Raw genomic sequence first — 23799 nt, forward strand, 5'->3', positions numbered from 1 at the left:
GGTACTGCATCGGCCGTCAACACGGGGTAGCAGACCAGAGCAGGGTGCATGGATGGATGACAGCGTGCCACCGTATGGGGTCCCGGACCATACTCAAAACGTCCTAGAATCCGCCTTCCCCCGGCTCCCTGGTGTGTCATGTCGGCTCCCCCCTCTTCGTCTGCGGCTGCCCCCCGGGGTGGCCTTGTCGCGCTGGCTCTGCTGCTGGTCTACGTGGTCTGGGGCTCGACCTACCTGGGCATCGCCAAGGCCCTGCACGGCGGCGCGCTACCGCTGACGATGGTCTCCGGCAGCCGCTTCATCATTGCCGGTGGCCTGATGTTCCTGGCCTTGCGCCTGTTCTGGAAGATGCCGAACCCGACCCTGCGGCAGTGGCGCAACCTGGTCATCATGGGCGTGACCATGCTGGTGCTGGGCAACGGCATGGTGGTGCTGGCCGAGCGTGAGGTGTCCTCGGGCCTGGCCGCCACCGCAGTGGCCTCGGTGCCGCTGTGGATGGCGCTGTTCTCGGCGCTGCGCGGCCAGCACGCCAGCCGTGGCGAATGGCTGGGCATCGCCATCGGCTTCCTGGGCGTGGTCTGGCTCAACGCCGGCAGCAGCCTGACGGCCTCGCCGACCGGGCTGGTGCTGCTGCTGATCGCGCCGATCGGCTGGGCCTTCGGTTCGGTGTGGGCGCGTGGGCTGGACCTGCCGGGCCCGTTCATGACCGCTGCCGGGCAGATGCTCTGCGGCGGCGTGCTGCTGGTGCTGATCGGCCTGGCGGTAGGCGAGCGCCCGACCACGCTGCCCGATACCGGTGGCCTGCTGGCGATGGCCTACCTGTGCGTGTTCGGCTCCATCGTCGCGTTCACCGCCTACGTGTGGCTGCTGCAGAACGTGCGCCCCGCGCTGGCGGGCAGCTACGCGTACGTCAATCCGGTGATCGCGGTGCTGCTGGGCGCACTGCTCAACGGTGAGCGTTTCGGCTGGCGCGACCTGTTGGCGATGGTGGTGATTCTTCTGGGTGTGGTGGTGCTGACGATGGCAAGGACGAGAAAGAAATGAGCATGGATGAGAAAGAACAACGCCGGGGCCTGCTGGTCACCGCGTCCACCTTCGTGATCTGGGGCCTGGTGCCGGTGTACTGGCACCTGCTCAACGAGGTGCCCTCGTTCCAGATCATCGCCCACCGCATCATCTGGAGCACCGTGCTGGTGCTGGGCTGGCTGCTGATCAGCTCGCGCCTGGGCTGGTGGCAGAAGATCGCCGCGCAGCCGCGTGCGCTGCCGATCCTGCTGGTGTCGAGCCTGACCATCGCCTTCAACTGGGGCCTGTACATCTGGGCGGTCAACGCCGGCCATGTCATCGAGACCAGCCTGGGCTACTTCATCAACCCGCTGGTGAACGTGCTGCTGGGCGTGCTGGTGCTGAAGGAACGCCTGCGCCGCCTGCAGTGGGTGGCGGTGGCAATGGCGGCGGTGGGCGTGGCCTGGCTGACCATCGACGCCGGTACACCGCCGTGGATCGCGCTGGGCCTGGCCTGTTCGTTCGGCCTGTATGGCCTGTTGCGCAAGCTGGTTTCGGTCGACCCGGTGGCCGGCCTGGGCGTGGAAAGCATGTACCTGTTCCTGCCGGCGCTGGCCTTCGCGATCTGGGCCGAGAACGGCCATGGCGGCGCGTTCTTCCATGGCTGGGGCTGGCGCAACGACCTGCTGCTGATCTTCGGCGGCGCAGTCACCGCCGTGCCGCTGATCGGCTTCGCCTACGGCGTGAAGCGCATTCCGCTGTCGCTGGTCGGCATCCTGCAGTACATCGCGCCGAGCCTGCAGCTGCTGCTGGGTGTGTTCTTCTTCCACGAAGCGTTCGACACCGCCAAGGCGATCGGCTTTGCCGCGATCTGGGCCGGCCTGGTGCTGTTCGTCGGCGACAACATCCGCACGATGCGCGCCAAGCGCTAGCGCCGCGTCCGCTCGGCTGACACGTGTGCACAAAAAGAGCGGCGCCCCGAGGGGCGCCGCTCTGCTTCCATCCACAGCCAGGAGAGAGTTGGCTGTGACGGGAACGCGGTTGCAGGCTTAGAAGCGCTGCTGGTACTTCATGTACATGAAGCGGCCGATGTCGAAGCCACCGTAGTAGGTGAAGCTGCTGTTCGGCTGGCTGTACATGATCGGACCCTGGTGGTCGAAGACGTTGTTCACGCCCAGCGACACGGTGCCGTCCCACGGCAGGCTGTAGCGCACCTGCAGGTCGTGGAAGGTGTTGGAGCCCACCTTGTTGGTCGGCGATGCACTGGTGTACGACGAACTGAAGCCCGGCAGGTTGCACTCGTCCATGTACGAGCACTTCTCCTTCATGCTGGAGTAGTAGCGCGCGGTCCAGCCGATGCCGAGGTCGCCGTACTGCCAATCCAGGTTGAAGGTCGAGCGGACGCGGAAGTCGCCGCCCCAGCTGGTGCGCTGCTCCACCGGCGTGGTCGCGGCGTTGTCGTTGCGCTGCTTCAGGTAGTCGGTGTAGGTGGTGTTCCAGTTGACGGCGAACTGGCCGAACGTGGTTTCCGGCAGGCGGTAACGCACGTTGATGTCATAGCCGGCGGTTTCGCGGAAACCGGCATTGACCAGCGAGCGGTCCAGGCTGTTGACCTGGCCGTTGCTGCCACGGGTGAAGCGGCCACAGGCGGCGTCCGAACCCTGCACATAGCACTGCTCGAGAATGCTGTTGGTGGTCTCGGAGACGATGGCGTTGTTGATGCGGATCTTCCACCAGTCGAGGCTGACATCCAGGCCGGCCACGAAGTCCGGGCTGTACACCAGGCCCACGGTCCAGGTCTTGGCGGTTTCCGGCTTCAGCGCCGCGTTGGAACCCGAGTTGAAGTCGACGGTCGACTGCTGGCCCGGCTTGGTGGCAACGGTGCCATCGCTGTTGAGCTGGCGGAAGTTGGCCGGCACCTTCAGCGCCTGGCAACGGGCAGCAACGGTCGGGCTGGTGGCCGCGGTACCGAACGAGGTATCGCACGGATCGGTGAACGAATCGCGGGTACTGACGGTGCCACCGTACAGGTCATCCACGGTCGGTGCACGGAAGCCGGTGCCGTAGGTGGCGCGTACCAGCAGGCTGTCGATCGGCTTCCACTTCAGGCCGAACTTGCTGTTGGTGGTCGAGCCGAAGTTGTTGTAATCCGAGTAGCGACCGGCCACGTCCAGCGACAGTTCGCGCGCGAACGGCAGATCGGCCAGCAGTGGCACCTGCAGCTCCAGGTAGACCTCGTTGAGCGAGTAGTCGCCACGGGTCGGCTGGCCGGTGGTGCCGGTAATCTCACCCTTCTGCACCCGCATGTCCGGGGTGTAGCTGGCTTCTTCGCTGCGGTGCTCGAAGCCCATCGCGCCCATGATGTCGCCGGCCGGCAGGGTGAACAGCGAACCGGAGATGTTGGCGCTGGCCACCTTGGTGGTGCTCTTCATCTTGTCGACGAAGCGGGCGAACAGGTAGTCCTGTACGTCCTGGTTGCTCAGCGAGCCAGGGCCGGTATAACCCATCGGCGCAGCCGGGTTCCACGGCACGCAGCCGGCGATCACCGCACCCGGTGAGCCGCAGCGGGCCACGTTGCCATCCATGAAGGACGGGCCGACGGCCTGGTTGACGTGCGGCTGGTACATGCTGCCGGTACCGATGCGCTCGCCTTCATTGCGGTTGTACATGTAGCTGACGTTCCAGTCCCAGTACCGCGAACCGGTTTCGAAGCTGCCTTCCAGGCCGATGCTGGCGCGCTTGGTCTCCAGATTGTTCTCGGTGCCGCGCGGCAGCTCCTCGGAGCGGTGCGCGAACAGCACATCCTGGCCCCACAGGTTGAACGTGCTGTCCTTGGACAGGGCGGCACGGCTGCCGTTGCGCGCCTGGGCGGCGCTGACCGAGTACGGGTAGCCGGCCAGCTGCTTGGTCGATTCGCGCTTGCTGTACAGCGCGTCGGCGACGATGCGCAGGTCGTCGGTGATCGAGAAGCCGCCGTTGGCGAACACCGAGGTGCGCTCCAGGCCGGTCAGCAGGCTCATGTTGGTCTTGCTGTTGGCACCATCGGCCGGATCCGGCGCGTGGAAGTTGCCCTTCTGGCTCGGATCGCCGCCCGGGCCCACGGTCAGGTTCTTGCCACCGACGGTGACGTAGCCCCACGGGGTGTTGCCGTTCAGGTTGTCGGTCGGGTGGCGCGGGCCGTTGGGATAGCGGCTGAACTCGCGATCCTTGCCCAGCACTTCGTCTTCCTTGGTGCGCTCAGCACCCACGGTGAACCAGCCGCGGTCGAAGGTCTTGCCGAAGGTGGCGCTGTAGGAGCGCTTCTGGCCGTCACCCTGGCCGTACTGGCCGACATAGACGCTGGCTTGGCCACCGTCGAAGTTCTTGCGGGTGATGATGTTGACCACGCCGGCGATGGCGTCCGAGCCGTACAGCGCGGACGCGCCATCGGTCAGCACTTCCACGCGCTCGACGATGGCCGACGGAATCGAGGCCAGGTCGGAGTAGCCTCCGGCGCTGACGCCCATGCGGCGGCCGTCGATCAGCACCAGGCTGCGTTCCGGGCCGAGGTTGCGCAGGCTGACGTACATGCCGCCGAAGTCGCGCGAGGAGGTCAGCGAAGACGCGCGGCCCATGCTCGGCGAACCTGCGGCGGGAATGTCCTGCAGGATGTCGGCGACGTTGACGTAGCCCTTCTTCTCGATCTCGGCGCGGTTGAGCGCGATCACCGGCTGTGCGGTCTCGACACTGGCCTGGCGGATGCGCGAGCCGGTGATTTCGATGCGGTCGAGAGTGGTGGTGGCGTCGCCGGTGCTCTGTGCGAAGGCGGGGGTGGTGCAGCTGGCGGCCAGCGCGATGACGATCGCGTTGCGCAGCGGAGTGGTTTTCAGGGACATCCGTGAAATCTCGTGTTTCAGGAAAAACATGCGCCCGTTCTATGGGCGCGTGGGGTGCTGCAAACCAACGTGGGGGGCGCGATTCTAGAATGTTTCCATTCGTAACTGTTTGTCTCGACGCCGATAGAAGTGCGCGAAAATGAATCGCAACCAACAATCCACAGATGCGCTGTGCGCTGCGTCACGCGCGCTGCGTTTGCGATGGGCAGAGGCATCGATAGCGGCACAAACCCGGCATGCTTGAGCGGTTGCGACAACACGTCGCAGTGCACAACCATGCCCAGGCGCTCTTCAGTTGCGACGCGCCCACCTGCATGGAATGCTCGTCTCGTTGTCACCGAACGAAGGAGATGAAGGAGTGATTCATCTTGAAGAGGCACGCCGTCGCGTGGAGGCTGCACTTGTCGACGACGAAGAACCGGTTGTCATCACGAACGAGCATGAGGTGGTCGAAGGCTGGCTGTTCTGCTTCCAGTCGTTGCGCTACCTGCAATCCGGCGAGATCTCAGACGCGCTGGCCGGCAATGGGCCGATCTTCTTCGACAGGCAGACGGGCGAGCAGCACGCGCTGGGCACGGCATATGCGCCTGAAGAAGCCCTGCGTCAGCATCTGGCACTGCGCGCCCTGCCGTCTGATGCCGCGGCGGCGGATTTCTGAGTTCGGCAACGAAAAAGGGACGGAGCTTTCGCTCCGTCCCTCTGCAGGATGCGCAGTCTGTCGCTGCGTGATGCTCAGGTTTCGCGCAACGCCGTGGTGATCGGCAAACGCGCCGCGCGCAGCGCCGGGAACAGGCCGCCGACCAGGCCGATGCCCAGCGCCCATTTCAGGCCGGTCCACAGCAGTTCCGGCGACACATGGAACTTGAACACCACTGCGCTGAAGTTGCTGCCGATGGTGGACACGCTGTAGCCATTGAACAGCAGCCATGCCACCGCACACCCCAGCAGGCCGCCGAGCAGTGCCAGCAGCATCGTCTCCAGCATTACCGCCGTCACCACCGGCAGGCCGCGGAAGCCGATCGCGCGCATGGTGGCGATCTCGCGCGCACGCGTGGCGACCGCCGCGTACATGGTGTTGAGCGCGCCGAACACCGCACCGACCGCCATGATGGTGCCGATCACCTTGCCGAGGATGTCGATCAGCTTGGTCAGCCCGCCGCCCTGCTTGCTGTAGTAGACGCGGGTGGTTTCCACGTCCAGTTTCAGGCGCGGGTCGGCGGCGACGGCGGCCTTGAACTGCTCGAAGCCGGCCTTGCCATCGGTGCGCACGCTGATCGACTGCCACGCACTGCGCTGGTAGGTGGTGGCCAGCGTATCGGCGTCGGTCCACAGTTCCGAATCATGCGCATCGCCGGTGGCGAACACACCCACCACGGTCCAGGTCTGGTTGCCCAGCGTCAGCGTCTTGCCAACGTCCAGATCGCGGAACTGGCCCTTGGCGCCCTGGCCGACCACGATCTCGCGCAGGCCGGTGGCGAACGTGCGGCCTTCGACGATCTTGACCTTGTCATGCAACGCCCACGCCTGCGGGCCGACGCCGCGGAACTGCGCGTTGACGTCGGTGCCATCAGACTTCGATACCAGGTTGACCACCTGCGACAGCTCCGGTGACAGCAGCGGCCGGCCTTCGGCATCGCGGCTGATGCCGGGCAGGGTGGACAGCGTCGGCACCTGTTCGCGGGTGATGACCGAGTTGATTTCGGCCTGCGAGCCGCCGCGCAGCACGATGGCGGTGGTGTCATCGCCGGTGTTGTTGAGCGTGGCCTGGAAGCCTTCGCCCATCGCCAGCATCGCCACCAGCACGCCGACCACGCCAGCGATGCCGACCACGATCACCGAGGACGCGCCCCAGCGCTGCGGCAGGCTGGCCACGCCGATGCGGGTGGCGGCCAGTGCAAGTCGCCCACCGCGGGTCAGCAGCAGCCACAGTGCCACCAGCACGGCCACGGCCAGCACGCCGATCCACGGCAGGCTGATCCACAGCACCAGGCCGATCACCAGCAGCAGCACCGTCACGCCGTTGCCCAGCCACTTCTTGAGTTTGCTCTTGAACATGTCTGCGTTCTCCTCAGCGGCCGGCCAGTGCGTCGACGATCTTCAGGCGCTTGGCACGCAGCGCGGGCAGCAGGCCGACAATGGTGCCGATCAGCAGCACCAGGGCGACGCCCAGCAGCCAAGTATTCCACGGCACATGCGCGGGCAGCACGCCGCCGAAGTTCGCGGCCACCACCGGCAGCACCAGCGAGGCCAGCACCATGCCGAGCAGGCCGCCAAGGCCCACCAGCAGCACCGACTCGATCATCACCAGCGACAGCACGGTGCCATCCTTGAAGCCCAGCGTCTTCAGCGTGGCCAGTTCGGGCACGCGCTCGCGCACCGCCTGCGCCATGGTGTTGCCGGTCAACAGCAGCAGGGTGAAGAACACCGCACCCATGATCGACGTAACGATCATGCCGATGTCCGCGAACTGCTTGACGAAGGCCTGCTGGAACGCCGATTCGGTCTGTGTCTTGGTCTCGTGGTCGGAGTTGGCAGAAATCGCATCGATGGCCTGCGCCACCCGCGAGGACTGGTCAGGGTTGTCCAGGGTGATCGTGTAGTAGCTCACCTGGTTCTTGATGTAGTCGTTGGATTCATCGAAGTACTTCCAGTTCATCATCAACTGGCGTTCTTCGTTGCCCGCTTGTGTGCGGTCCTTCGAGCGGAAGATGCCCTTCAGTTCCAACGGCCAGTCATTGCTGCCGCCACGCGGGAAGATGGTTGCCTGCAGCGGGATGGTGTCGCCGATCTTCCAGCCGAACTGCTTGGCCAGCGTTTCGCCGACGATGGCGCCGGTGCGGGTCTGCTTCCAGTCTTCCAGCTGCGCCGGATCGATCTGCAGTTCACGGTAGACGTCGAAGTAGTTGGGTGACACCGAGAAGTTCGGGAAGAAGTTCTTCGGGTCCTGGTAGATGCCGCCGAACCACATGCCGTAGGCCACGTCGCGCACGCCGGCCACCTGCCGCACCTGCGCTTCCAGGCGGATCGGCAGCGATTGGGTGATCGACAGTCGTGAGGCCACCACCAGCCGATTGGCGCCCTCCACGCTGCCGCCGGAATTGAACGCCACGCGGACCGAATCGAGCATGCCGAACAGCAGAAAGGCGGCCACCACCGAAAGCAGGGTCAGCAATGTACGGGTGCGGCTGCGGAACAGCTGCGCCCACACCAACGAGAAGTATTTCATCGCCGTGGCCTCCGTCAGTGGGCCAGCGGCGCGTCGGCCAGCTCGCCCTTGTCCAGGTGCACCGTGTGCGTGGCGTACTCGGCGGCCTTCGGGTCATGGGTGACCATGATGATGGTCTTGCCATGCTCGCGGTTGAGCTGCTGCAGCAGGCCGAGGATCTCCTCGGCGGACTGGCGGTCGAGGTCGCCGGTGGGCTCGTCGCAGATCAGGAAGGTCGGGTCGGAGACGATCGCCCGCGCGATCGCCACGCGCTGCTGCTGGCCGCCGGACAGCTCATTCGGTCGGTGGTTGCGGCGGTCGGCCAGGCCGACCAGGGTCAGCGCGATCTCGGCATTGCGGCGGCGCTGCGCGGCATTGAGATGGGTCAGCAGCAGCGGCAGCTCCACGTTCTTCTGCGCGGTCAGCATCGGCATCAGGTTGTAGAACTGGAACACGAAGCCGACGTGGTGGCTGCGCCAGGTCGACAGCTGGCCGCCGCTCATCTGGTCGATGCGCTCGCCTTCGATGCTGATCTCGCCGCCGCTGGGGTTGTCCAGGCCGCCGATCAGGTTGAGCAGGGTGGTCTTGCCTGAGCCGGACGGACCCATCAGTGCGACGAAGTCGCCGCTGGCGATGTCCAGGTCGATGCCGTGCAGCACCTGCACCTTTTCGGGGCCGCGCTGGTAGGTCTTGGTGATGTTGCGCAATGAAACCAGGGTCGACATGGGTGGTTCTCCACGGAAGGCGGGAAACGGGGAAGCACCACGGCGGTGGCCGCAGGCATGCGTCGAGCGGTGTTGCCGGCGGCGCCCGCAGGCGCCAGGCCGTTACTGCGCTTGTTTCTGTTGCACCTTGGCGCCGTCGCGCAGGGTGTCCGGCGGGTTGACCACCACCGATTCACCCGCGCTCACGCCCTTGAGGATCTGGCGGTCTTTGCCCATCGCCTGGCCGGCCTCGACCGTGCGCTGCTGTACGCGGTTCTCATCACCCAGCACGAAGGCCACCGAGACGCTCTCGCGCTGCACCACGGCGCCCGCCGGCACGCGCACGCCCTGCGGCTTGGCGGCCGCCTGCGGCTGCGCCTGCTCCAGGAAGCTGACCCGCACGCCCATCTCCGGCACGATGCGCGGGTCCTTCACCTTCAGCGCCACGCGCACCTTCACCGTGGCCTTGCCGCGGTCGGCGGTGGGGATGATGGCGATGACCTCGCCGGGAATCTTCCATTCCGGGTAGGCATTGAGCGTGGCTTCCACCGGCATCTTCGGCTGCACGCGGCCGATGAAGGCTTCGCCGACCTCGACTTCGATCTCCAGCGAGTCCATGTCGACGATGGTGCCGATGCCGGTGCGGGTGAAGCCGCCGCCGGCCGACAGCGGCGAAACGATTTCGCCGGGCTGCGCAGCCTTGGCGGTGACCACGCCGGAGAACGGCGCGCGCACGATGTTGTTGTCCACGCCCAGGTCGGCGATGGCCAGCTGGTCGTTGGCCACCTTGACGTTGCGCTGTGCGGTGTCCAGCTGTGCCCGCAGGCTGTCGCGCTGGGCCACCGCCTGGTCGTACTGCGAGCGCGACACCAGCTGCTGGCCGACCAGTGCCTGCAGGCGGCTGGCTTCGGCGGCGGCCTGCTTCTGCTGTGCCTCCAGACCGGCCACCTGGCTGCGTGCGGCCTGCAGCTGCGAGGCATACAGGCTACGCTGCGCGTCGGCATCGATCGGGTCCAGCGTGGCCATGATCTGGCCCTGCTCCACGCGCATGCCTTCCTCGATCATCACCTCGCGCACCTTGCCGGTGATCTTGGCCGAGACCGTGGCCATGCGCCGGGCGACCACGTAGCCGCTGGCATCGAGCACCGAACTGCTGGCGCTGCCCTGCTGGATGGCCACGGCGGGTGCGGTTTCCACCTCCACCACCGGCGCACGCCCGAACAGGAAGGCGACGACGGCGGCGACCAGCAGCACGACCACGATGATCGCGATCCACAGCCAGCGGCGGCCACCACCACTGCCACTCCCTCCGGAGGCGGGCGGCGGGGACTTGCGGTCGATACGGAGTTCCTTCAACAGCTCGGCAGAAGCGTTCATTCGTTCCATCACAGACGTTCGGGCGGGTGTGGCCGGAAGAGCGGACGGCGGCGGTTCCGGCGGTGGAGCGTGCGGCACAGCATGAAGGCAGGCACAGCGATGACGGCAGTGACAGCTGTCACCCGATGACACTGACGGCGGCAACTGCGAAATGTGACCACGGCGGCACAGGATGGCAACGTCCCCGCTACCGGTACCGCCCATGGATCCGATCGCCCCGTCGCTGGCCCGCCTGCAGCAGGTACAGGTGCGTTACCGCGACCGTACCGCCCTGCATGGCATCGACCTGCAGGTACGCGCTGGCCAAGTGCTGGCGCTGCTGGGCCGCAACGGTGCCGGCAAGAGTACCGCGATCAGCGTGTTGTTGGGCCTGCGCCGCGCCGACGCCGGACAGGTCGAGCTGCTTGGCGCTGACCCGCAGCAGCGCGCCAGCCGTATCGGCCTGGGCGTGATGCTGCAGAGCACCAGCCTGCCGCCGATGCTGCAGGTGGACGAACTGGTGGCGCAGGCCAGCGCCTGCTATCCCGACCCGATGCCGTTGCAGGAGGTGCTGCAGCGTGCTGGCCTGCAGGCGCTCGCGCGCCGCCGCTACGGCCAGCTGTCAGGTGGCCAGCAGCGCGCCGTGCAGTTCGCCATCGCGCTGTGTGGCCGCCCGCGAGTGCTGTTCCTGGACGAGCCCACCACCGGCCTGGACATCCAGGCGCGGCAGGCGATGTGGCAGGCGATCCGGCAGCTGGTGGCCGAAGGCTGTGGTGTGCTGCTGACCACCCATTACCTGGAGGAAGCCGAAGCGCTGGCGCTGCAGGTGGTGGTGCTGGAGCAGGGCCGGGTGCTGGCCGACGCGCCGCTGAGCGAGCTGCGCCTGGCCGATCGGCCGCGCCGCATCCGCTGCCGCAGCGGGTTGCCCATTGCGGACGTGCAGCAGTGGCCGGGCGTGCAGGAGGTGCAGCGCGACGCCGAGCACCTGCAGCTGCTGGCGAGCCCGGCCGAGCCTGTGGTGGCGCGCCTGCTGGCCGCCGATGCGCAGCTGCGCGAACTGGAAGTACAGGGCGCGGCGCTGGCCGACGCCTTCCTCGATCTGACCCGGGAGGCCGCATGAACACCCTGATCCGTACCGCCAGCGCGCCAGCAGCCTCATGGCGCCGCGTACTGCGCCCCTACCGCGCCGAGCTGCAGGCCGAACTGCGCCGGGCCTGGCGCACGCCGGCGTTCGCGGTGCCCTCGCTGCTGTTCCCGGTGCTGTTCTATCTGCTGTTCGGCGTGCTGCTGGGGCGCGGTCATGCGCCGTTGTACCTGTTGGCCACCTACTGCGTGTTCGGCGCGATGGCCCCGGCCCTGTTCGGCTTCGGCGTGCAGTTGGCGCTGGATCGTGAAGGCGGCCTGCTGACTCTCAAGCGCGCGCTGCCGATGCCGGCGGCGGCACCGCTGCTGGCACGGCTGGCGATGGCGGTGATGTTCGCGCTGCTGGTGGCGTTGCTGCTGATCGGCGTCGCGCGCGTGCTCGGTGGCGTGCAGCTGCAGGCGTTGCAGATGGTGCAGCTGCTGGCGGTGGCGGGCCTGGCGGCGCTGCCGCTGGGGGCGATTGGCCTGCTGATCGGCAGCCATGTCAGTGCCAGCGCGGCACCGGCGATGGTCAACCTGGTCTACCTGCCGCTGGCCCTGCTGTCGGGCCTGTGGCTGCCGCTGTCGGCGCTGCCCACGCTGTTCTCGACGATGGCCCCACTGTGGCCGACCTGGCATCTGGCGCAGCTGGCGCTGCCGGTGGTCGGGCTGCCGGCAGTGGGCAGCGTGGCCGGCCACCTGCTGGTGCTGCTGGCGGTCACCGTGGTCGCGCTGCTGCTGGCGCGCCGCCGCCTGCGCCGGATCGGCTGAACTGGCATGATCGGCAGCGATCGTCCCCGCCTGGATTCTCTCGTGTCGTCGAGCTGGCTTGCGTCCCTGCTGCGCCCTGCGCCGGATTCGGCCGTGGCCGAACTGCTGCGACGTGGCAAGTCGCCCTGGAGCGGAGCGATCCACCTGCTGTGGTCGGTATGGATCTTCCTCACCCCGGTGCTGGGCAATGGCTTCACGCTGCGCTGGCTGCTGCTGACCCTGCTCAGCTATCCGTTGTTCCTGCTGCTCTATGCCAGGGTGATGCTGTCGCCACGGCACCATGGGTGGCGCTATGCGCTGGGCATGATCGTGCTGGCCCTGGTACTGCTGCCCTGGTACCCCTCGGGACTGAGCTACTTCGTGTTCGGCTGCGTGATGATCCGCATGAGCGGGCGCAGCAGCTGGTGGGCGTACCTGCTGCAGCTGACCGCGCTGAACCTGCTGTTCTGCGGCACCGCGCTGTACTTCGGCTATCCGTGGCAGGCCATGGTGTGGATGCCGGCGGTGTCGTTCATCGTCGGGCTGGTGGTGAACGTGGAGGCCCTGAGCCAGCAGCGCGACGTTGCCCTGCAGCTGTCCCAGGACGAGGTGCGGCGACTGGCCACCACCGCCGAGCGCGAGCGTATCGGCCGCGACCTGCACGACCTGCTGGGGCACACGCTGTCGCTGATCACGCTGAAGCTGGAGCTGGCACGCAAGCTCTACGATCGCGATGACGCGCGTGCACGGCAGGAGATCGGCGAGGCCGAGGACATTGCACGCGAAGCGCTGGCACAGGTGCGCAGTGCAGTGACCGGCATCCGCGCCAGCGACCTTGCTGGCGAGCTGGCATCGGCGCGCCTGCTGCTGGAATGCCAGCAGGTGCATCTGCAGTACACGACGCCACCTGCGATGCCGGTGGAGGTGGAGCGCGGGCTGGCGTTGGTGCTGCGCGAGGCGGCGACCAACATCGTGCGCCATGCGCAGGCGACCCGGGTGCAGGTGGATTTCATGCTTGAGGAACGACAGTTGGCGATGCAGATACGCGATGACGGCCGTGGCGGCGTGCAGGCCGAGGGCAATGGGTTGAGTGGCATGCGTGAGCGGGCCGCAGCACTGGGTGGCCAGTTGACGCTGCAGTCGCCGCGCGGGGCGGGCACCGTGCTGACGGTACGCGTGCCGTTGATGGCCGCGACCACGCCGCTGTCGCCCACGTCGTTGGCGCAGGACGGTGCCGCATGATCCGCATCCTGCTGGCCGAAGACCAGGCCATGGTGCGCGGCGCACTGTCGGCGCTGCTGGGCCTGGAGCCGGACATCGAAGTGCTGGGCAGTGCTGCCGATGGCGAGGCCGCCTGGCGGATGTTGCAGCAGCTGCAGCCGGACATCCTCGTGACCGACATCGAGATGCCCGGCTTGTCCGGTCTGGAACTGGCGCAGCGCATCGCCCGCCAGGAGCTGCCGATCAAGGTGGTGATCGTGACCACCTTCGCCCGTGCCGGCTTCCTGCGCCGTGCGCTGGAGGCGGGCGTGCTGGGCTACCTGCTGAAGGACGCACCGGCCGAGAACCTGGCCGATACCCTGCGCAAGGTGAAGCAGGGCATCCGCGCGATCGACCCGCAGCTGGCACTGGATGCGTGGTCGCAGGCCGACCCGCTGACCGACCGCGAACGCCGCGTGCTGCGGCTGGCGGGCGAGGGCCGCACCGCCAGTGAGATCGCCGAGCAGCTGGGGTTGTCGCACGGTACGGTGCGCAACTACCTGTCCGAGTGCATCGGCAAGCTGGGCGTGGCCAATCGGATCGAGGCGTATCGGCTGGCGCGGCAGAAGGGGTGGTTGTAGGGGCGGCCTGCTGTTCCCAATGATATCGTTTCCGCGACCGCGGGTGGGTGTCACTTTCTTTGCTCGTGCACCACGCTGCAGGAGCAGCGTGGAACGGCGTAGCCGGCCCGCAGGGTGGCGCACATGGATGTGCGCCATCAAGAAAGGAACCAAAGAAACGCTCCGCCGGCCGCGAGCCGGCGCGCTTCGCACGCCGGTGCCCTGCGCTCCTCGGTCCGTCGAGGGACGGTGCGGGAACTCGCTGCGCTCAGACACCCGCACCTCTTCGCCCTCGCCGGACCTGCGGTGCTCGGCTCGCTCAAGGCGGACTTGAAGGGCAAGATCAACAGCTAGAGCATCCACGCATGGCGTGGATCTACTGGGTGCAGCTGTGGCATTTGACCTTGGGTCCGCCTTGAGCGAGCCGAGCATCGCAGGGGAATCAGGGGCGAAGAGGCGCCGGTGTTTGAGCGCAGCGAGTTCGGCGCCGTCCCCTGATTCACCGAGAAGCACAGGGCACCGGTGCGCAGCACCGGCTCGCGCTCTGGCGGCGCGTTTCTTTTGGTTACTTTTCTTTTCGCGTGAAAAGAAAAGCGACACCCTCCGCGGTCGCGGAAACGATCCGCCGGGAACACCCGGCGAACCCTTTCAATCCTTCCCGCGCGCCATCGCCTGGAACACCCCATCACGCCGCACCCACAGGTGGAACAGCGCCGCACCCACATGCATCAGCACCGTGGCGAACAACACATACGCCAGCAGGCTGTGCGCATTGCGCAACGCGGCATACAGCGCCGGGGTATGCGGCACGATCGGCGGCAGGTGCAGGCCGCCCCACAGCACGATCGGGTAACCGCCGGCCGACAGCATCGCCCAGCCGATCAGTGGCATTGCCAGCATCAGTGCATACAGCATCCAGTGCGAGGCTTTGGCCGCCATCACCTGCCATACCGGCAGATCCGCCGGCAGCGGTGGCGGGCGATGGCGCAGCCGGTTGTACAGGCGCAGCAGCACCAGTACGCCGATGGCGATGCCCAACGGGCGATGCAGATCGATCAGCATCGGCCGCAGATGCAACGAAGCGACCATAGTCACGCCGATGAACAGCATGGCGATGATCATCAGTGCCATGGACCAGTGCAGCACGCGCGCGAGCAGGTTGAAGTGGCCGTTGCCGGTGCTCATCTTGCGGCCTCCTTCGGTTGCTCGACGTTGCCGGTGGCGCGCTCGCGTTCGCGGCGGTTGAAGGACTGCGAATACACCGCCGAGCGGGCGGCCAGGATCGGATCGTCACTGCCACGCACGCCACTGGGCAGGATCAGCGGATCGAAGTTGATCTGGCCGCAGGCGCCTTCTTCCTGCGACTGCAGGCGGTCCAGGCTGAGCACGCCGGCCACCACCTGATCACGCGATTCGGGCCACGGTACCGACGGATCATCGATGGCATCGCCGGGCTCGGCGGTGGTCACGACCAGGTTCCAGCGCACCGGGCCGCTGGCCAGGCGCTGCTGCAGTTCCTGGCTGAGGAAATCGACGCTGGCGTTCTTGCGCGTTTCCGCATCCATCTCGACCACCGGCGCCTGCGGCTGCCAGCGCCAGCGCACCGCGCGTTTCTGGCCCTGCGCGTTGGTGAACCAGAAGCTGTTGACGCTGTTGAAGGTGGTGTCAGCCCAGCTGCTGGTCCACGGCGCGGTCTTGGCCCACTGCTGGAACGCTTGTGCACTGGGGTATTTCGCCAGCACCGCGGCCATTTTCTGCGGGTCGGGCTTGCCGGTGGCCGGGTCCGGGATGGAGGCGCGCGTCTGCGCGTAGAACGCCTCGGCGTTGGGCACGGCGAAGAACGGGAAGCTGTTCATCGCCATGCGCCATTCCTGGCCATCATCGCTGACCATCTGCACCGCGAGGCTGCGTACGCGCGCGGTGTTGTCGGCGCCGTACGGGTCGCCGCCGCCGATCGACAGGCGACCCATCACCGGCACGCGGCGCTGCGAGAACACGCGGGCGCTGGACAGGGTGGGGGCCTGCGCACTGGGTTCGAACCAACCGCTTACACACACGCCCTTGCTGTGCGCACGGCGGAAGCCCGGATGGGCCGGGCCGGTGGCCTCGATGGTGTCGGTGAAGCGCTGCGCGGTCAGGCGGCCGCCAATCCAGCCGGCCAACCAGGCGAAGGCCAGCGCCACCGCACCCAGAATGAGTGCGATCAGTGCGATCCAGAGCAGTGGGGAATGCTTGCGCGGCGCGCCCGCTGTCTGGCCGGCGCGGGTGTAGCGGAAGAGCGACATGGTCGGAGTCCTGCCTTCACGGAGCGTGTGGGTGGTCGACCCACACATCCTCGCAGAACCCTTCCAGGCCCGGTATTCAATTTTTCGTCAAGTTTGCCGGGGACGGCGTGCCGACCAAGGTCGGCACCCACCCGATCAGCTGTAGCGCTGCTTCAGCATCGCCCACGCCGAGCGCAGCGCCAGCGCTTCGCCGCCAGCCGGCCGGCCCGGGCGTTCGCCGTCGTTCCAGGCATACACGTCCAGATGTGCCCAGCGCTGGCCGTCTTCCAGGAAGCGTTCCAGGTACAGCGCGGCGGTGACCGAGCCGGCCATGCGCGAACCGGCGTTGGCCAGGTCGGCGATGCCGCTGCTCAGGTAACGCAGGTAGGGGCGCCACAGCGGCATGCGCCAGACCGGGTCGCGGGTCGCGTCGCCGGCCTGCAGCCACTGCTGGGCCACGCTGTCGTCGTTGCTGAAGAGCGCCGGCAGGTCCGGGCCCAGCGCGATGCGCGCAGCGCCGGTAAGGGTGGCGAAGTCCAGCACCAGGTCCGGTTTCTGCTCGCTGGCGAAGGTCAGCGCATCGCACAGGATCACGCGGCCTTCGGCGTCGGTGTTGTCGATCTCCACGCTCAGGCCCTTGCGGGTGGCGATCACTTCGCCCGGGCGGAAGGCATCGGGGCCGATCGCGTTTTCCACCGCCGGCACCAGCAGGGTCAGGCGCACCGGCAGGCCGCGCGCCATCACCAGGCCGGCCAGGGCCAGTGCATGCGCGGCACCGCCCATGTCCTTCTTCATGTTGCGCATGCCGTCGGCCGGTTTGATGTCCAGGCCGCCGGTATCGAAGCACACGCCCTTGCCGACCAGCACCAGTGCCGGATCGGTGTCCTTGCCCCAGCGCAGCACGACCAGGCGCGGTGCGCGGTGCGAGGCGCGGCCGACGGCATGGATGGCCGGGAAGTTCTGCTTCAGCAGTTCATCGCCGGTGATCGCCTCGACCTGCGCACCGTGCGCATCGGCCAGCGCGCGCGCGGCGTCTTCCAGCTGCTGCGGACCCATGTCTTCGGTCGGGGTGTTGACCCAGTCGCGCACGCGCAGGCTGGCGGCGATCAGGTCGGCCACTTCGCCGGTCGGCTCAGCCACCAGGCGTGCCGGTGCACGGTGGCGCTTGCGGTAGCGATCGAAGCGGTAGCTGCCCAGGCCCCAGCCCAGCTGCAGCAGCGCCAGTTCGGCGGCCGGCAGTTCGCTGGCCAGCTGCCACACGCTGCCTTCCGGCAGGGCATGCGGGGCATGCGAGTAGCTGTAGGCATCGCCACGATCACCCACGCCGATCACCGCACCGGCCAGGCCATCGGCGCCGGGCAGCAACGCCGTGGTGAAGGCACCGGCGGTGAAGCCCTGCGACGCCAGCCATGCCTGGGTGGCGGCTGGCTGGCCGTCCTTCCAGGACGCGAACTGCTCGCGGTCCAGCACGTACAGCGGCAGTGCTGCGGCGGTGTCGGCAGTGAAACCAGTGATCTCGCTCATGCGTCAGGTACTCCGGGGTGCGGCAGCGTCGAGGTTGGCATCCAACCAGTCGGCCAGGCCGGTGAGGGTGTCGAACTGCAGGTCCGGCTGCAGCTGCGGATGGGTCCAGGTGGCTGCTTCGCGGTTGATCCAGCAGCCGCGAAGGCCGGCGGCGATCGCCCCGGCCACGTCCATTTCGGCGTGGTCGCCGACGTGCAGTACCTGCGCCGGCGCAACACCCAGGCGGGCGCAGGCGGCGTGGAAGATGCTCGCCTCCGGCTTGGCCGCGCCGTGTTCGCGCGCGCCCAGCTGGAAGGCGAAATGATGGGCCAGGCCGATCCGCTCCAGATCGGCATTGCCGTTGCTCAGCGCCGCCACCGGCACCCGCGCGGCAATCCGCGCCAGTGCGTCGATCGCATCGGGGTAGCACTCGACCTGGTTGCGCGCGGCGAAGAACACGTCATACGCCGGCTCCAGCAGATCCAGGCTGGCACCACTGGTGTGCAGCGCTTCGTGCAGGGTCAGCCGGCGCAGTGCGCTCAGGTCGTGATGGAGGTGCGGATGGGCGTGGTACAGGCGCTCGCGCAGTTCGCGCATCGCCGCCACCGGATACATCTCGGCCGTGGCGGGGCTGTGTTCACGCATCCACTCGTGCAGGACCAGGTCGATGCGGGCGCCGATCGGAGCGAACGGCCACAGCGTGTCGTCAAGGTCGAGGGTGATGGCTTGGACGGGGAAATTCACCCCGCCATTCTACCCCTGCCCGCGCGGGCTTTCATTCCAGCAGACGCGCCCAGCCCTGCATCCCGTCCAGCCGCGCCAGCACCAGCTTGATGCAGACCAGCAGCGGCACCGCCAGCAGCAGGCCGATCATGCCCCAGGCCCAGCCGAACACCATCAGCGCCAGGATCAGCACCAGTGGCGACAGTTTCATGCGACGGCCCAGCACGATCGGGGTCACCATCTGCCCTTCCAGGGTGTGCAGGCCCAGGTAGGCGGCGGCTGGCAGCAGGGCCTGCAGCGGGTCGCGGAATTCCACGAAGCCCATCAGCAGCATCAGCGCCACGCCGATCAACGGACCCACATACGGAGCGAAATTCAGCAGTGCGGCCACCGTGCCCCACAGCAACGCTTCCTGCAGGCCGATGCCGAGCAGCATCAGTACGCCGGCGAACACCAGCCCGACCAGGGTGTTGATCACGCTGATGGTCAGCACATAGCGCGACACCTCGCGCTCGATCGAACGCAGGATGTCACTGGTGAAGCGCTGCTGCTGACGGTTCGGGAACAGGGCGATCGCCGCGCGTTGCAGGCTCTGCCCGTAGATCATGAAGAACAGGGTCAGCAGCACCACCGCCAGCACCGAGGCGGCCAGCCGCGGCGCACGGGTCAACATGCGGTACGGGTCATCGAGCTGGGCGCGGATCACCTGCACCTTGCGGTTGCTGTCGCCACCGGCAACACGGGCGAAGTTCTCCGCAGCCTGGTTGGCCTGCTGCACCGGCTTGGTCAGGTCCTGCACCTGGCGGGCGATCTTGCGCAGCTGCTGCGGTGCTTCCTGTGCCCATTCCATTGCCGGGCCGATCAACTGCACCGCCAGCGAACCGGTCACGCCCAGGCCCGCGCCGAGGATCAGCAGAGCGGCCAGCGCACGCGGAATCCACAGCTTCTGCAGCAGGCGCAGGATCGGATTGCCGACCAGTGCGAAGAACATCGCCAGCAGCACCGGCAGGATGATGTCCTGTGCCGCCCACAGCGTGTAGCCCACCGCCAGGGTCGCCAGCACCACCAGCGACATCGGTCCGCGCGGACGCGACGGTGGCGGCAACGGGGCGTCGGGCTGTTCGGGGCCGGCCGGTGACGGGGACAGGAGGGACTCGCTCATCGACGCACCAACCGGGAAGGGGAGCGCATTATCCGCCGGCCGCGATCGGCGCGGCGGATTCCATGGATCAACGTTCGGACAGCTCGGTAGCCGCTTCGGCCGGACGCGGTCCGCGCAGGTCCGGTTCCGGTTCTGGCTCCGGCACGGAACGTGGAGCCGGTGCCGGCCGTGGCTCGGCAGCGGAGGCCGCCGCCTGTGCCTGTTCGCTGGCTTCGTCGGCTTCCTCAGCCGCGTCGTCGGCAGTGGCTGCGGCCTGCGCCGCCATCGCCGTGGCGAACGCCGCCTGTGCACTGGCGAACAGGTTCGAGACCGAACCCACCATTTGCAGCCAGCGGGCACCGTTGACCTTGCCCGGCACTTCCAGCTTGCCGGCGATGAAGCCACCGGCCAGGCCGACCACCACGATGCGCAGCGGCGACCAGCCCTTTCGCCAGACGTCGCTGAGCGTGGACCAGTGGTCCTGGGTTTCGCCCAGGCGCACGGTCACCACTTGTTCGCAGCGTTTCACACGCCGTTGCAGCGCGCCGAACTTCATGGCTTGCCCTCGGGCAGCTGCACTTCGGCATCGGGATCGTCTTCGCTGGGTTCGTCGAACAGGCCCAGGCGTGACAGCTGGCGCCGGGTAGCGTGCATGCCGGTGTGGTGGAAGAAGTAGGACACCCGCCAGATCGCATAACCGGTGACGGCCAGGCTCAGCAGCGAGGTGATCAGCAGCGCCTGCAGCCAGCTCAGGCCCCAGCTCTGCAGCAGGGCGATGAGGGTGGCGGCCATCAGCAGCCAGGCCGAGGCACCGAACACGATCGCCACGCCGGCCCAGGCCAGCGCGCGACCGAATGCACTACGCGCCAGCGCGAAGTCGGCCGAGGCCAACCGGCGCAGCGAGCGCAGCGTGTGCTTGGCAGAATCGGTAGCGGCACGACCGGCCGCGCCGACCTGGCGGATGCTCTCATCCAGCGGCGGGGTAGCCGCCGGATCAGGCGCTTGCGCGTTGTCTTCGCTCACGCCGCGGCTTACTTGTCGCTACTGCCGCGGGCCAGCTTGGCGATGATCCAGCCGGCAGCGAAGGCGACACCGAACGAGGCCAGCGGACGTTCACGGATCAGCTCAGCGGCGCTGTCGATCAGGTCCTTGCCCTTGTCCATCAGCGCGTCGACCTGTTCCTTGGCGGCTGCACCACCAAACTCGGCGGCGGCCAGGCCGGACAGCGCGCTGTCGGACAGTTCAGCCTTGACGTTGGCCTTGCCGATGCGCAGTTCGTCGCCGGCTGCGCCGGTTGCACCCTTGATTGCACCGCCGGCGGCCGACGCGGCCTGCTTCAGATGGGAACCGGCTTCACCCAGGTGTTCCTTCAGGTTCTCGGTATTGGTGGGGCTCATCGAATCACTCCTGTTGCGATGGGGGAACGGGAGTCGGCGGTGCCGACCTGGACTGACAGCAATAGCATTGCCGGGGTATAGGGGGTGTTACGGCAGGGCGATCAGCGCATCACGAGCTGGCCCTGCTGCTGGCCATTGTTGCGCAGCACGCGTATCACCAGGGTCGGCGGGCGCTGCTGGAAGTTGGCGCGCCAGCTGGCCAGGTCGGCGAATTCGCCCACGGTGGCATCGGTGATGATGTCGCCCTGCTGCAGGCCGTTGGTGGCCGCGCGGCTGCCGCGCTTGACCTCGCTGACCAGCACGCCACCGACACCGGACTGGCGCAGCGACTCGGGCAGGTCGACGAAGGTGGCCCCGGTCAGGCGCGGGTCCAGGCTCTCGCCGGTGACCGCGCGCGCCTGTTCCTTCAAGGTTGCCTTGATCTGCAGCGGCTTGCCCTCGCGGCGCACGTCCAGCGTCAGCGTGCTGCCGACCGCCGCCAGGCCTTCCACGTTGTGCAGGGCTTCTGCGCTGTCCACGCGCTGGCCGTTGGCCGAGACCACCACGTCGCCCGGCTTCAGGCCGGCGGTCGCAGCGGCCGAACCGGCCAGCACGCGGGTGATCAGCGCACCCCGCGTTTCGCCCAGGCCCAACCCCTGCGCGATCTGCGCGGTCAGGTTCTGGCTCTCCACGCCCAGCGTGCCGCGCACCACTACGCCGTGCTTTACCAGCTGGTCGACCACGCTGCGCGCCAGGTTGGAGGGGATCGCCAGGCCCAGGCCGATGTTGCCGGCCATGCTGCCCTGCGGGTTGAAGCTGGCGGTATTGATGCCGACCAGCTGGCCCTGCAGGTCGACCAGCGCGCCACCGGAGTTGCCCGGGTTGATCGACGCATCGGTCTGGATGAAGTTCTGGTAGCCCAGCCCGCGGATGCCGCTGCGGCCCACCGCCGAGACGATGCCGGAGGTGACCGTCTGGCTGAAGCCGAACGGGTTGCCGATGGCCACCACGAAGTCACCGACCCGAAGCTGGTCGCTGTTGCCGAGCTTGATGTCGGTCAGGTTCTGCGCCGGGATGCGGATCAGCGCGATGTCGGTATCGCGGTCCGAACCGAGGAACTCGGCCTTGACCGTGCGCCCGTCGGCCAGTGTCACCTGCACGTCATCGGCGTTGTCGATGACGTGGTGGTTGGTCAGCACCAGGCCCTCCTTGGCGTCGATGATCACGCCCGAGCCCAGCGATTCGTTGATGCGTTCCTGCGGGATGTCCGGGAACAGGCGGCGGAAGAACGGGTCGTTGAAGAAGGGGTTGCGCACGCGCACCACCTGCTTGGTGTTGACGCTGACCACGGCCGGCATCGCCTTCTCCAGCATCGGTGCCAGCGACGGCACCGCCTGTCCGGCCACCGAGGCCGGCAATGCCGCCGTGGTCGGCAGTACCGCAGGCAGCGGCGCGGCGTCGGCGCGGTTGTCCAGGTGGGCATTGATGCCGGTGGCAACGAAGCCACCGAAGGCGGCGGCGATTGCGAGCGTGAGCAGGGTGGGAAGCGGTCGCATGGGAGTCGGTTCGCTGGCGTGGGTGGGGGCGGTTCGGCCCTACGGTAAAACAAGCTGAATGAGTGTGTCGCGATCTGGATAAATGCGCCATGAAAACCGGGCGCCCGGAACGCGGGTCGGCGTCGCCATCTGTGGGGCGGTGGCGACAACGTCGGGCGTGCTTCGCAATGTGCCGACGTCTGCCGAAGCGCGTGTGGATACAGGCCGATACTTGCGCAGTTCTGCGCATCCTGGTGCCGCGATGCGCCATATCGCATGCCTTTCGCAGCACTCTGGCAGGTGCGCGCAGGCAGCACCTGCCGCTACCCGCACCGTGCGGCGCAGCACTGAAAAAAAGGGGTTTCCTGTCAACCCACTGTGCTCGAGAGGGTGCTGGGCTACACCATTACCGTCGCAGCAGATGCGATTGCGGGCGCATGCCCCGTTCCACGATCGTCAATGTCGGTATAGCATCGCCCCGTTTTGATACTTAAGGCCCGCAGGAGGGCAACATGAGCAACGGTAATGGTGTGTCGGTCGTGACCGACGCCGTCGAGAACGTCAAAGAAACCGCCACCAACGTTGGCGAGACCATCGCCCACGCTGCCGAAGACGCAGTGAAGTCGGTCAAGAAGACCGTCAAGCGCGCCACCAAGGCTGCCGGCACCCGCGTTGCCAAGGCCAAGAAGGCCGTGGCGAAGGTCGAGAAGACCGTTGCCAAGAAGGCCGAGAAGGCTGCCAAGTCGGTCGGCAAGACTGTTGCCAACGCCAAGAAGAAGCTGGAAGCCGCCAAGAAGAACGCCAAGGCCGAAGCCGCTGCCCTGAAGAAGGAAGTGGCCAAGAAGAAGGCGGCTGCAGGCAAGGCCGTGACCAAGAAGGCCGCCGCTGCCAAGAAGACCACCAAGGCTGCCACCAAGGCTGCTGGCAAGAAGGTCGCTACCGTGAAGAAGGCTGCCACCAAGAAGGCCGCCGTCGCGAAGAAGACCGTTGCCAAGAAGACCGCGGCCGCCAAGAAGGTTGTCGGCAAGAAGGTCGCCACCGCCAAGAAGGCCGTGGCCAAGAAGACCGTCGCCGCCAAGAAGGTCGCTGGCAAGAAGGCCGTGGCTGCCAAGAAGGTTGTCGGCAAGAAGGTTGCCGCTACCAAGAAGGTCGCCACCAGGAAGACCGCGGCCGCCAAGAAGGTTGTCGGCAAGAAGGCTGCTGTCTCCAAGAAGGCCGTCGGCAAGAAGACCGCTGCTGCCAAGAAGGTTGTCGGCAAGAAGACCGCCGTTGCCAAGAAGGCGGTGGGCAAGAAGGTTGCCGCCACCCGCAAGACGGTCGCCAAGAAGGCTGCGCCGCTGAAGAAGGTCGCCGCCAAGAAGGCTCCGGCCAAGAAGGCCGTGCGCAAGGTCGCCAAGCGCAAGTAATCGCGCCGTGACCG

The 23799-nt window shown here is 67.2% G+C and carries 22 protein-coding genes; 8 read left to right on the forward strand and 14 right to left on the reverse strand.

The genetic code is table 11. The features are described from left to right. Positions 1 to 138 precede the first annotated feature (138 nt). The gene (gene yedA, locus ACSYS9_RS01390; protein WP_032128174.1) at positions 139 to 1044 is read left to right on the forward strand and encodes a drug/metabolite exporter YedA; all 906 of its coding nucleotides are present in this window, start codon (positions 139 to 141) and stop codon (positions 1042 to 1044) included. Further along, on the forward strand, positions 1041 to 1937 hold the full coding sequence (rarD, locus tag ACSYS9_RS01395) for an EamA family transporter RarD (protein ID WP_032128173.1): 897 nt from the start codon (positions 1041 to 1043) through the stop codon (positions 1935 to 1937). Before yedA ends, rarD begins: the two co-directional genes overlap by 4 nt. A gap of 117 nt (positions 1938 to 2054) precedes the next feature. Here rarD and ACSYS9_RS01400 read toward each other — a convergent pair whose 3' ends face one another. Then, on the reverse strand, positions 2055 to 4880 hold the full coding sequence (locus ACSYS9_RS01400) for a TonB-dependent receptor (RefSeq protein WP_071229391.1): 2826 nt from the start codon (positions 4878 to 4880) through the stop codon (positions 2055 to 2057). Between the two features lie 358 nt (positions 4881 to 5238). On the opposite strand from ACSYS9_RS01400, the gene ACSYS9_RS01405 reads away from it, so the two are divergent. Further along, complete coding sequence (locus ACSYS9_RS01405) at positions 5239 to 5538, forward strand: YrhB domain-containing protein (RefSeq protein WP_071229390.1); 300 nt, start codon at positions 5239 to 5241, stop codon at positions 5536 to 5538. 74 nt (positions 5539 to 5612) lie between these two features. Here ACSYS9_RS01405 and ACSYS9_RS01410 read toward each other — a convergent pair whose 3' ends face one another. From ACSYS9_RS01410 to ACSYS9_RS01425, 4 genes are all read right to left on the reverse strand, one after another. Beyond that, positions 5613 to 6935, reverse strand: a complete 1323-nt coding sequence (locus ACSYS9_RS01410; protein WP_071229389.1) for an ABC transporter permease — start codon at positions 6933 to 6935, stop codon at positions 5613 to 5615. A 13-nt stretch (positions 6936 to 6948) separates the two neighbouring features. Next, a complete protein-coding gene (locus tag ACSYS9_RS01415; RefSeq protein ID WP_071229388.1) occupies positions 6949 to 8106 on the reverse strand; it encodes an ABC transporter permease in 1158 nt (385 codons plus the stop codon). Between the two features lie 14 nt (positions 8107 to 8120). After that, positions 8121 to 8810, reverse strand: a complete 690-nt coding sequence (locus ACSYS9_RS01420) for an ABC transporter ATP-binding protein (RefSeq protein WP_071229387.1) — start codon at positions 8808 to 8810, stop codon at positions 8121 to 8123. Between the two features lie 102 nt (positions 8811 to 8912). Beyond that, positions 8913 to 10166, reverse strand: coding sequence for an efflux RND transporter periplasmic adaptor subunit (locus ACSYS9_RS01425; RefSeq protein ID WP_071229386.1), 1254 nt, complete (start codon positions 10164 to 10166; stop codon positions 8913 to 8915). 202 nt (positions 10167 to 10368) lie between these two features. Here ACSYS9_RS01425 and ACSYS9_RS01430 point away from each other — a divergent pair, with 202 nt between their 5' ends. The 4 genes from ACSYS9_RS01430 to ACSYS9_RS01445 are packed head-to-tail and all read left to right on the forward strand — an operon-like array spanning position 10369 to position 13858. After that, positions 10369 to 11265, forward strand: a complete 897-nt coding sequence (locus ACSYS9_RS01430) for an ABC transporter ATP-binding protein (protein WP_071229385.1) — start codon at positions 10369 to 10371, stop codon at positions 11263 to 11265. Then, on the forward strand, positions 11262 to 12038 hold the full coding sequence (locus tag ACSYS9_RS01435) for an ABC transporter permease (RefSeq protein ID WP_071229384.1): 777 nt from the start codon (positions 11262 to 11264) through the stop codon (positions 12036 to 12038). The genes ACSYS9_RS01430 and ACSYS9_RS01435 overlap by 4 nt, the downstream gene beginning before the upstream one ends. A gap of 6 nt (positions 12039 to 12044) precedes the next feature. Then, entirely contained in the window at positions 12045 to 13259 is a 1215-nt protein-coding gene (locus ACSYS9_RS01440) for a sensor histidine kinase (RefSeq protein ID WP_071229383.1), read from the forward strand. Continuing rightward, the gene (locus tag ACSYS9_RS01445) at positions 13256 to 13858 is read left to right on the forward strand and encodes a response regulator transcription factor (RefSeq protein ID WP_071229382.1); all 603 of its coding nucleotides are present in this window, start codon (positions 13256 to 13258) and stop codon (positions 13856 to 13858) included. The genes ACSYS9_RS01440 and ACSYS9_RS01445 overlap by 4 nt, the downstream gene beginning before the upstream one ends. A 627-nt stretch (positions 13859 to 14485) precedes the next feature. Here ACSYS9_RS01445 and ACSYS9_RS01450 read toward each other — a convergent pair. The 9 genes from ACSYS9_RS01450 to ACSYS9_RS01490 all read right to left on the reverse strand — a co-directional run bounded on the left by ACSYS9_RS01450 (position 14486) and on the right by ACSYS9_RS01490 (position 22400). Further along, positions 14486 to 15022 carry a cytochrome b gene (locus ACSYS9_RS01450; RefSeq protein ID WP_012509795.1) on the reverse strand — a complete coding sequence of 179 codons (537 nt, stop codon included), beginning with the start codon at positions 15020 to 15022 and terminating at the stop codon, positions 14486 to 14488. Further along, positions 15019 to 16122, reverse strand: a complete 1104-nt coding sequence (locus tag ACSYS9_RS01455) for a catalase family peroxidase (protein WP_071229381.1) — start codon at positions 16120 to 16122, stop codon at positions 15019 to 15021. The genes ACSYS9_RS01450 and ACSYS9_RS01455 overlap by 4 nt, the downstream gene beginning before the upstream one ends. 135 nt (positions 16123 to 16257) lie before the next feature. Further along, entirely contained in the window at positions 16258 to 17625 is a 1368-nt protein-coding gene (locus ACSYS9_RS01460; protein WP_049398105.1) for a leucyl aminopeptidase family protein, read from the reverse strand. A gap of 3 nt (positions 17626 to 17628) precedes the next feature. After that, positions 17629 to 18348: an HAD family hydrolase gene (locus ACSYS9_RS01465; RefSeq protein ID WP_032128162.1), complete on the reverse strand. Its 720-nt coding sequence runs from the start codon at positions 18346 to 18348 to the stop codon at positions 17629 to 17631. Positions 18349 to 18379: 31 nt separating this feature from the next. Next, a complete protein-coding gene (locus tag ACSYS9_RS01470) occupies positions 18380 to 19489 on the reverse strand; it encodes an AI-2E family transporter (protein WP_071229380.1) in 1110 nt (369 codons plus the stop codon). 67 nt (positions 19490 to 19556) lie between these two features. Then, positions 19557 to 20024, reverse strand: coding sequence for a protein sip-5 (locus tag ACSYS9_RS01475; RefSeq protein WP_071229379.1), 468 nt, complete (start codon positions 20022 to 20024; stop codon positions 19557 to 19559). Continuing rightward, complete coding sequence (locus tag ACSYS9_RS01480) at positions 20021 to 20491, reverse strand: phage holin family protein (RefSeq protein WP_071229378.1); 471 nt, start codon at positions 20489 to 20491, stop codon at positions 20021 to 20023. The genes ACSYS9_RS01475 and ACSYS9_RS01480 overlap by 4 nt, the downstream gene beginning before the upstream one ends. Before the next feature lie 8 nt (positions 20492 to 20499). After that, complete coding sequence (locus ACSYS9_RS01485; RefSeq protein ID WP_032128158.1) at positions 20500 to 20865, reverse strand: hypothetical protein; 366 nt, start codon at positions 20863 to 20865, stop codon at positions 20500 to 20502. Between the two features lie 101 nt (positions 20866 to 20966). Then, entirely contained in the window at positions 20967 to 22400 is a 1434-nt protein-coding gene (locus ACSYS9_RS01490; RefSeq protein WP_049421476.1) for a Do family serine endopeptidase, read from the reverse strand. Between the two features lie 491 nt (positions 22401 to 22891). Between ACSYS9_RS01490 and ACSYS9_RS01495 the strand changes: the two genes are divergently transcribed. After that, positions 22892 to 23785, forward strand: coding sequence for a histone (locus ACSYS9_RS01495; RefSeq protein ID WP_071229377.1), 894 nt, complete (start codon positions 22892 to 22894; stop codon positions 23783 to 23785). Positions 23786 to 23799: the final 14 nt, after the last annotated feature.

Source organism: Stenotrophomonas sp. STK17_22, from assembly GCF_051983905.1.
GTDB classification, from domain to species: Bacteria; Pseudomonadota; Gammaproteobacteria; order Xanthomonadales; family Xanthomonadaceae; genus Stenotrophomonas; species Stenotrophomonas maltophilia_A.